6 protein-coding genes are annotated in these 8,485 nt (G+C 75.3%); 2 read left to right on the top strand and 4 right to left on the bottom strand.

The window, feature by feature from the left end; all coding sequences use genetic code 11:
• Positions 1 to 472: 472 nt before the first annotated feature.
• Positions 473 to 928: a carboxymuconolactone decarboxylase family protein gene (locus AAHZ94_RS23235; RefSeq protein WP_349994926.1), complete on the top strand. Its 456-nt coding sequence runs from the start codon at positions 473 to 475 to the stop codon at positions 926 to 928.
• A gap of 162 nt (positions 929 to 1,090) precedes the next feature.
• Here AAHZ94_RS23235 and AAHZ94_RS23230 read toward each other — a convergent pair whose 3' ends face one another.
• Positions 1,091 to 3,076: a sugar-binding protein gene (locus AAHZ94_RS23230; RefSeq protein WP_349994925.1), complete on the bottom strand. Its 1,986-nt coding sequence runs from the start codon at positions 3,074 to 3,076 to the stop codon at positions 1,091 to 1,093.
• Between the two features lie 1,558 nt (positions 3,077 to 4,634).
• Positions 4,635 to 4,934 carry a hypothetical protein gene (locus AAHZ94_RS23225; RefSeq protein WP_349994924.1) on the bottom strand — a complete coding sequence of 100 codons (300 nt, stop codon included), beginning with the start codon at positions 4,932 to 4,934 and terminating at the stop codon, positions 4,635 to 4,637.
• Between the two features lie 253 nt (positions 4,935 to 5,187).
• Here AAHZ94_RS23225 and AAHZ94_RS23220 point away from each other — a divergent pair, with 253 nt between their 5' ends.
• A complete protein-coding gene (locus AAHZ94_RS23220; RefSeq protein WP_349994923.1) occupies positions 5,188 to 6,402 on the top strand; it encodes an FAD-dependent oxidoreductase in 1,215 nt (404 codons plus the stop codon).
• 218 nt (positions 6,403 to 6,620) lie between these two features.
• Here AAHZ94_RS23220 and AAHZ94_RS23215 read toward each other — a convergent pair whose 3' ends face one another.
• Positions 6,621 to 6,944 (bottom strand): hypothetical protein, encoded by a 324-nt coding sequence (locus AAHZ94_RS23215; RefSeq protein WP_349994922.1) that lies wholly within the window; start codon positions 6,942 to 6,944, stop codon positions 6,621 to 6,623.
• Positions 6,945 to 7,201: 257 nt separating this feature from the next.
• Positions 7,202 to 8,464 carry an FUSC family protein gene (locus tag AAHZ94_RS23210; RefSeq protein ID WP_502964755.1) on the bottom strand — a complete coding sequence of 421 codons (1,263 nt, stop codon included), beginning with the start codon at positions 8,462 to 8,464 and terminating at the stop codon, positions 7,202 to 7,204.
• Positions 8,465 to 8,485 lie beyond the last annotated feature (21 nt).

Genomic DNA, 8,485 nt, shown 5'->3' with positions numbered 1-8,485 from the left:
CCCCCCGCCCCCCCGGCCCGTGCGGCGGGGCCGGCCCCCGGCCGGGCCCCCCGGGGGGCCGGGCCCCGCGCCCCAAGTGGCTGGGCGGACCGCGGAGCAACCTGCCGCGGCCCGCCCGGCCACTGTCGCGTACGCCGCACTGCCGTGGGTCCCTCGCACTGCCGCGCGTACGCCGTGCCGCCGCGCGCCCCCGCCCGTACGCCGGCCCCGTCGCCCTGGTCCGCACCCGTCAGCGACCCTGCCCCGTCGCCCCGTCGCCCCGTCGCCCCGTCGCCCCGGCGCCCCGTCGCCCCGTCGCCCCGTCGCCCCGTCGTGCGGGTGGGGCCGGGGTGCTGCGCGCGTTCGGCCGCTTTCGCCGGGTGCGCTGCCCCACCGGGGCGGAGTGGTGCACGTCACTCGCAGCCGTGTCACACGGGTCGGCCGTGCCCCGTCATGTCGGTGTAGCCCACCACGAGCACAGGAGAGAAGCAGCATGCAGCAGCGCATCAACAACCCGGCCGTCATCCTCCCGGAGTCCCTCAAGCCGGCGCAGGCGCTGGTGAAGGCAGCCAAGGACGCCGGCGTACCGGAGTCCACCCTGGACCTCGTCCACCTGCGCGCCAGCCAGGTCAACGGCTGCGGCTTCTGCGTGGACGGCGGGGCCCGGCAGATGCGGAAGGCCGGTGAGACGGAGGAGCGCCTGTTCGCGGTGGCGGCCTGGCGCGACGCCCCGTACTTCACCGATGCCGAGCGCGCCGCGCTGGCCCTCGCGGAGTCCGTGACCCGGATCGCCGACTCCTCCGACCCGGTGCCGGACGCGGTGTGGGACGAGGCGGCCCGCCACTACGACGAGCGGGGCCTGGCCGCGCTCGTCCTCATGATCGGCGTGACCAACCTGTTCAACCGGTTCAACGTGGCCACCCGCCAGGTCGCGGGCAAGGGCTGGTAGCCAGCCAGCCAGCCAGCCCGGCCGCGACGTCGGTCCGGCCGCCCCGGCGCACCGTGCCGCACCAGACGGCGCCCTCCCCGCGCCGGGGCGGCCATTCCGTCGCCCCCGCCCCAGCACGGAGCCCGTGGTCCCGGGCGGGGGCCGACGGCGGCCGGCAGGCGCTCAGCGCACCCGCGGCCCTGCGGCCAGCGGCACGCCGGTCCGCAGGCTCTGGAGCACGGAGGGCAGCGAGTCGCGGCTGCGCGCCGCCTCCAGCGGGATGACCGGCTCGCCCGGCGCGGGACCGCCCGGCGCCTGGTAGCCGTCGAGCCGCGCCGTGCCCCAGACGTACGGATCGGCCTGCGCGCTGCCGAACGCGGACCAGGCCAGCCGCGACTGGCCAGTCTTGTCCGGCGTGTCCGAGTCGTAGACCCACACGTTCGCGGTCAGCGCGGCCGGATCGACGGGGCCGGGCAGCGCACGGAGCGGGACCTTCACCTCGACGGTGTAGCCGGCGTACGGCTCGCTGACGGTGGCCGCCCAGCTCACGCCGGGCGCCGTCGTGGCGGCCTGGCCCTGGTGGTGGTCGGCGTCCCGGGCCGCACAGGCGCCGCCCTCCGTGGTGCGCGGCAGCACCGCGAGCTTGAACGTGGACGCGGTGTCATCGGAGGCACCGCGCGGATCGAGGGCGAGTTCCACCGCGTCGGTGCGCCAGTGCCGCTTGCAGTCCGCCCGCTCCAGGGCCGCCCCGGGGACGTCGTCGACGACCTGCACCAGGGCGTACAGGTCGTCGCCGTGCCGGGCCAGGCGCGCCGTCGCGCCGCAGTCGGCCGGCCCGCACCGCTCGCCCTCCCAGTGGCCGAGCCGCAGTTCGGGCCCCGGGTACTCACCCGGCGCGGCCGAGCCGTCCACGGTCGGGCGCTGCGCCGCGGCCGGCACGGTGGTGGCCGGTGGCTGCGGGTACGCCGGCTGCGCGTCGTTGGCCAGCCACGGCAGCCCGACCCGCGCGGCCCAGTCACGGAACTCGGCGAAGACCGGCCGGAGCCCGTTCTGCGCGCGCACCGGGGCCGACACCGGCTCGCCGTCCTCGGCCAGCACCGTGAACCAGTCACAGCCCAACTTCTCCCGTGGCGTGGTGATTTTCGGCGGCAGCGCGCCGAAGCCCTGGGTGACGTACTCGCGCGCGGCCGTGCGTTCCTGCTGTGCCCAGGTGGTGCGGTGCCGCGCCGACCACGCGCCCTCCCACGCGCCCCGGAGCGGCAGGCCGGTCGCCGGGTCGCGCGGGTGGGCGCTGGCGCACGCCGGCCCGGTCGGCCCGGCGAACCGCCAGTTCTGCGCCAACAGCCGGTCGGCCCGCCAGGGGCGGTACTTCTCCCGGGTGAGCTGCTCGGGGAAGGCGGTGGGATCGGCGGCGAGCCGGAACGCCTCCACGGCCAGCCGCCCGGCCAGTTGGTGCGCCCCGTGCTGGTTGAAGGGCCGCGGGTCCATCGTCACCACGGTCCGTGGGGTGGTGGCCCGGATCAGCCGTACGAGCCGTTCCAGGGTGTCCCGCGCGTCGGCCGGCCGGTCCCAGACCCGGCCGGTCAGCGGCGCCGACAGCGTGTACCAGAAGTCGGGCTTGTCCAGGTAGAACACGTCACGCAGCCCCGCATGGCGCACCGCCCTGCGCTCCTCGCGCTCGCGGATCAGCCCGAGCGGCGCGCCCTCCTCGGGCCCGCTGGCGTTGCCGCCGCCCTCGCCCCGGGTGATGGTCACGATGCCGGTGCGCAGGCCGTCGCGCTCCCGCCACTGCCCGAAGGTGGACAGCGCCGCGTACTCGTCGTCCGGGTGCGCCCCGATGAACAGCACGTCCTGGTGCGCCCGCCCCCCGGGCGCGCCGGCCCCGTCGGGCCCCGGCCCTGCTGGCCCCGTCTGCCCCGTCTGCCCCGTCTGCCCCGTCTGCTCTGGCTGCCCGGTGGCGGCGGCCGGCGCCGCCCCGAGCCCACAGACCGCGATCAGCCCGATGGCCACGCCGGCCAGCACCCCACGGCCGGTACGGAGCGCGGCCCGGCGGCGCGTCCTGCGCAGCCACGGCGGCGGGTCCGGGCGCCGCGTCCCGCCCGCGGGCCCGCCGCGCGCGTACGGTCCCGTGGCGCCTGGTGGTACGGGGAAGGGGGCGTCAACTGACACGGGGTCAACTCCTTCACGAGGCTCAGCACGTCGCTGCATCCCTGCCCAGCCGGAGGGGTACTCCGAACAGCCGGGACGCGGGGAGACGGAGGAGACGGGGGAGAGGGAGCGAGGCGGAGGGGCGGAGGGGGCGGGGGAGATACGCGGGTGTGGGCGCGGGCCTGGTGCCGGGACGGGGTGGGAACGCGCGGGTGCGGGGGCGGGCACGTACGGGTGCGGGCCTGGTGCCGAGACGGGGACGGGAACTCGCGGGTACGGGTGCGGGCCTGGTGCCGAGACGGGGACGGGAACTCGCGGGTGCGGGCGCGGGCAGGGCGCCCGGATGGGGGAGAGGGGGCGGGCGGCGGGGCGTTCGTGCGCTGGCGTGTGCGCCAGTGACTACTGAGCGCCCACCCGGTCCGCCGTGACCCCGGATTCGGTTCCGTACTTTCGTGGTCGCCGCCGCCCTCGCCGGTCCGGCCGTACGCCGCGTATGCCTTAGGGGAAAGCCGGTCGGCGGAATTCCGGTCCGCTGCCTGTCGAATTTCTGGAAAACGATGCTCAGGACGTCCCGGGCGTCACTTCCGTACCAGCCCTTCGCGAGTTCAAGGAAAAGCGTGGTTCGTGCGCCGGCACATTGTCGTGATGCCGTGCGGCCCATCCCAAGCTCGGGGAATTCCGGGGTCCGTCACCGGCCGGCGATGTGAAGTCGCCCCGGGGCGTGCCTGCCGGTGCAATGTGTCGTTGACACGCTCCGGTGCCGTGCGGAAGCATGCACGAGCCCTGATCATTCAGGCGTTTTACGGCCCGGCTCGTTCCTTTGCCGGGTGCCGACCCGGGGCGATTCGCGCCCGACCGTGGGAATGGTTCCGCGCCTTAGCCGAAGGGGTCACCGTGGAAACGGGGAGGGGAGCCGGGGCGGCAGCGGTCGCGGCGAAACCCCGGACGGCCACCGCGCATCCCGGCGTGCATCTCGCCGCGCATCCCGCGACCACCCCGCACGCCCCCGCCACCCCCACCCGCAGCCCCCGCACCGCGCCCCGTACGCCGCCCCGTATCGCGCCCCGTACCTGCCCTGACCGTCGCCCGTGCGCACGTCGCTCGGCGGTCCGCTCCAGTCGCCGTGGCGGTCGGCAGGGCGCCCCACCACGCGCCGCGCGGGGCTCCGGGCAGCGCGTGGATACGCCCGCGCTCCGGGCGGCAACGGGCCGCGCGAAACGCTCTGAGCGACGCCGCCCCTTAGCGTTCGAAAAGGGTGAACGGGCGCCCCGGCGCCTTTTGGAGTGAGCCGGGGCAGCGCCCTTTCGGGGGTCTGCGCCGGGCGCTGGGAGAATGCCGCGAAATGGCGGCGGAACGGGGAGTGGGAGTGAAGGAACGAAAGCCCCCAGGCAGTGGATGGGACGCATACCAGGGAATGCTAAAGAAGACCCCTTTACCTCCCCTCATGAGATCGGAAGCCGCCGTACGGGAGCGCTCTCCGCAACGCCAGCCCCCGCCCAAACGCGACCACTCCCGACAACCACCACGACCCGCCGCCCACCACTTCTCCGCATGCGTCCACCGGGCCACCGGACGCTAGTTAACGGCATTTCCGCCCGCCCCACCGACGCCCCGTACAACGTTGCAGAAATGGCGTTTGCAAGTCGAACGAACCGCCCGAAATCGTCCCGCACCCCCCCCCCCCCGCCGCCCCCCCCCCACCCCCCACCCCCCCCCCCCCCACCCCCACCCCCCCCCCCCGCCCCCCCCCCCCCCCCCCCCCCCCCCCCGCCCCCCCCCCCCCCCCCCCCCCCCCCGCGCGGGGGGCGCGGGCGGCGCCCGGGGGGGGGGGGCGCGCGCGGCCCCCCCCCCCCCCCCCCCCCCCCCGGCCCGGGGTCACTGGGTACTGGCCCCGGGCCGTTTCCGTGGGTGGGTGTGGGTGGGTGTGGGTGTGGGTGGGTGTGGGTGTGGGTGTGGGTGTCGATCGGGACCACCAGCCAGGGTTGCCGTCGGGACCATCAGTACGGGGTGTCAGTCGGGTTGCGAGCCGGGACTGTCGGTCGGTTGTAGTCGGGCTGTCGGCGCGTGGGAGGAGCGTCGTCGCAGACGCCGCCGGGTCGGTCCGGCGGGCCGGACACCCGCGAGGAGCCCTCATGACCCCTGTCACATCCGCCCCCGTACCCGACTCCGCCCCCGTACCCGACTCCGCTTCCGCACCCGCCCCCGTACCCGCATCGGCCGCCGTCACGATCGTCGGCGCTGGCCTCGGCGGACTGGTGCTCGCGCGGGTCCTACACGTCCACGGCATCCGCTCGACCGTCTACGAGGCGGAGCCCTCGCCGACCTCCCGCGGGCAGGGCGGCCTGCTGGACATCCACGACTACAACGGTCAACTCGCGCTCGCCGAAGCGCAGTTGATGGATAAGTTCCGCGGCATCATCCTCAAAGGCCGGCAGGCCGTCCGGGTGCTCGCCCCGAACGGGAGGGTGCTCTTCGAGCGGGCCGACGACGGTGCGGGCGGGCGCCCCGAGGTACAGCGCGGCGAGTTACGGGAGATACTCATCGACGCGCTGCCGGCCGGCACCATCCGCTGGGGCCACAAGGTCAGCGCCGCCCGCGCCCTGGGCGGGGGCCGGCACGAGGTGACCTTCGCCGACGGCACCAGCGCCACCACCGGCCTGCTGGTGGGCGCGGACGGCGCCTGGTCCCGGGTGAGGCCGTTGGTGTCGTCAGCCACGCCCGCGTACGCCGACCGGTCGTTCATCGAGACCCACCTGTTCGACAGCGACACCCGCCATCCGGCCACCGCGCGGGCCGTCGGCGGCGGCTCGCTGGTCACCCGCGTCCCCGGCGCCGAGACGGAGTGGATCAGGGCGCACCGGGAGCGCGACGGACACCTGCACGCCTATGTGACGCTGCTCAGGCCGCTGGAGTGGTTCGCGGCCATCGACTTCACCGACCGGGCCGCGGCCACCGCCCGCATCGCCCGCGAATTCGACTGCTGGGCGCCGGAGTTGACCGCCCTGATCACCGAGACCCATACCGATCCGGTCCTGCGCCACCTGCACACGCTGCCGGTCGACCACCGGTGGCCGCGCGTCCCCGGCGTGACGCTGGTCGGCGACGCCGCACACCTGTCGCTGCCGGACGGCGAGGGCGCCAACCTGGCCATGCAGGACGGCGCTGAACTCGGCCTGGCCATCGCCGCACACCCGGGCGACGTGGAGGCCGCACTCACCGCGTACGAGAACGCGCTGTTCCCGCGCAGCACGGCAGCCGCCGCACGGGCCAGATCACTCAACGAGGGCGTGTTCACGGAGGAGTTCCTGGCCCGCCTGCGCGACCAGCAGCCGCAGCAGCGTGCGTGATGGGGCGGCGAAGGCCATGAGGCGGCGTGCGCCGTGAACCAGCGGGCCCGCGCGACCCACCGGCCCGACAACTCCGAAGGCCCCGGCCACCGGGCAGATCCCCGGGACCTTCGGAGCAGGTCTCAGCACGTACGAGGCTCAGGACGTACAGGAGTCAGCACGTACAGGACTCAGGAAGTACGGACTCAGGGCGTACGGGGTTTCCGTACGTACGACGCTCAGGACGTACGGGTCTCAGTCTTGATGATCTTGGCGTTGAGGTCGCACCACACCGTCGACGTGCCGCCGGATGAGGCCCAGTTGCCGTAGTGCCAGTACTGGTAGTGGCTGGAGTCCAGCTTCTCGCATCTGATGGCCAGGAAGAACGAGCCGCCGGTGCAACTGATGCGGGCCCCCTTGTGGCCACCGCTGCCGTCGATGTACTCCGCGCGGCTCGGGCAGATGAGGCCCAGGGAGTCGGCCGAGGCCGGCGCCGCGAGGCCGAGCAGCCCCGCGCCGGCCACGGCGAGGGTTGCGGTGGCGGCTGCGAATCGAGAACGCATGGGCATGTGGATTCCCCCTATTGGTGCGTCTGTTGGTGCGTCGGGTGTACGGCGAGAGGAAGCTAGCCGCCCTGGTGAAGGTTGGACAGTGCCCCGGTCGGGAGTGGCCGAGTTGTGGGCGGCACGCCGCGGGAATCGGCCTGATGCGGCCGGCCCACCGCGCCCCACCCGCCCCGTACGTACCCACCGCACCGCCCGCCCCGTACCCACCGCACCGCGCACCTCATACCCACCACGCCGCGCACCCGCACCCGCACTCACTCCCGCCGTCGCGCCCGGTTCTTCCCTCCCGGTCCGCGGGAGAGCGCGCCCGCCAACTCGTCCAGCGCGTCCACCAGAAGTTCCGCGCAGCGCACCGGGAGCGCGTCGGCGCCATCGGCCGTCCGCCAGGCGTCCAGGGCGGCGTGCACCTCGCGCCAGTCAAGGGGCTCGCGGTCCCGGACGGCCGCGGTCGCCTGCGGGAGTGCGGTGCGCAGGGCCGCCGCGAAGTCGCCGGCGGCCGGTGCGGGGCGCGCGTCGCGGTCCGGCGGGTGGGCTTCCAGAAGCATCGTGACCCGGCCCATCGTGGCCAGCGCCGTCTGGGCCGCGCCCGCCGAGCGGCGCGAGATGCCGCGGTGGCGTACGGGTTCGGCCTGCGCGCGGGCCTCGCTCTGCGCCCAGGCGAGCCGGGCCGCACGGGCGTCCAGCAGGGCGTCGCGCACGTGCCGGGGCCGGCGTTCGATGGGGTGGGCGTGGCCGCCGAAGACGGCGACCGCGTACCGGCCGTTGGCCAGCAGCCAGTCGGCCAGCCGGTCCCGCAGCTTCGGCGTCTCCCAGGCCGGGAACAGCGCGTACGCGGCCATCGCCAGCACCCCGCCGAGCAGCGTCAGCACCACCCGGTCCTGCACCGTCTGCGACCAGCCCTCGCCCGCGATGCCGAGCAGGAAGACGACGTACGCGCTGATGCACGCGGAGGCGACGGTGAAGCCGGTGCGCATCAGCAGGTACATCAGCCCCACGCACCCGACGGCGAGCCCGGCGCTGGCCCACTCCCCGGGGTGGACCAGGGCCACCACCGCCCCGCCGAGCGCCACCCCGACCAGCGTGCCGGCGAACCGGGCGACGCCGCGCGCGTACGTCTGCTCGAAGTCGGGCCGCATCACCATCACCGAGGCCATCGGCGCCCAGTAGCCGTGCCCGAACGGCAGCACGGTGCCGAGCAGGTAGCCGGCGCAGGCGACGACCGCGAGCCGTACGGCGTGCCGCAGTACGGGCGATGACCAGTGCGCTTCCCGGTGCAGGGCGCGCAGGGCGACGGGTACCAGGCGCGGCATGGTGGGGCGCAGCAGGGCGTTGCGGGTGACGGCCTGTTCGGTGGGCGGGGTGAGCTCGCCAGCGGCGGGGGTTGCCCCGCCGGGGGCGGCCCCCCCCGGGGCGGCCCCCCCCGGGGGCCCCCCCCCGACCCCCCCCCCCCCCCAACCCGCCACCACACCCGACAACCACCACGACCCGCCGCCCACCACTTCTCCGCATGCGTCCACCGGGCCACCGGACGCTAGTTA

This window comes from Streptomyces sp. HSW2009, assembly GCF_040240285.1.
Taxonomy (GTDB): Bacteria; Actinomycetota; Actinomycetes; order Streptomycetales; family Streptomycetaceae; genus Streptomyces.
Note: the sequence above shows the minus strand (reverse complement) of the source record. Positions and strands in the feature narration are given on the sequence as shown.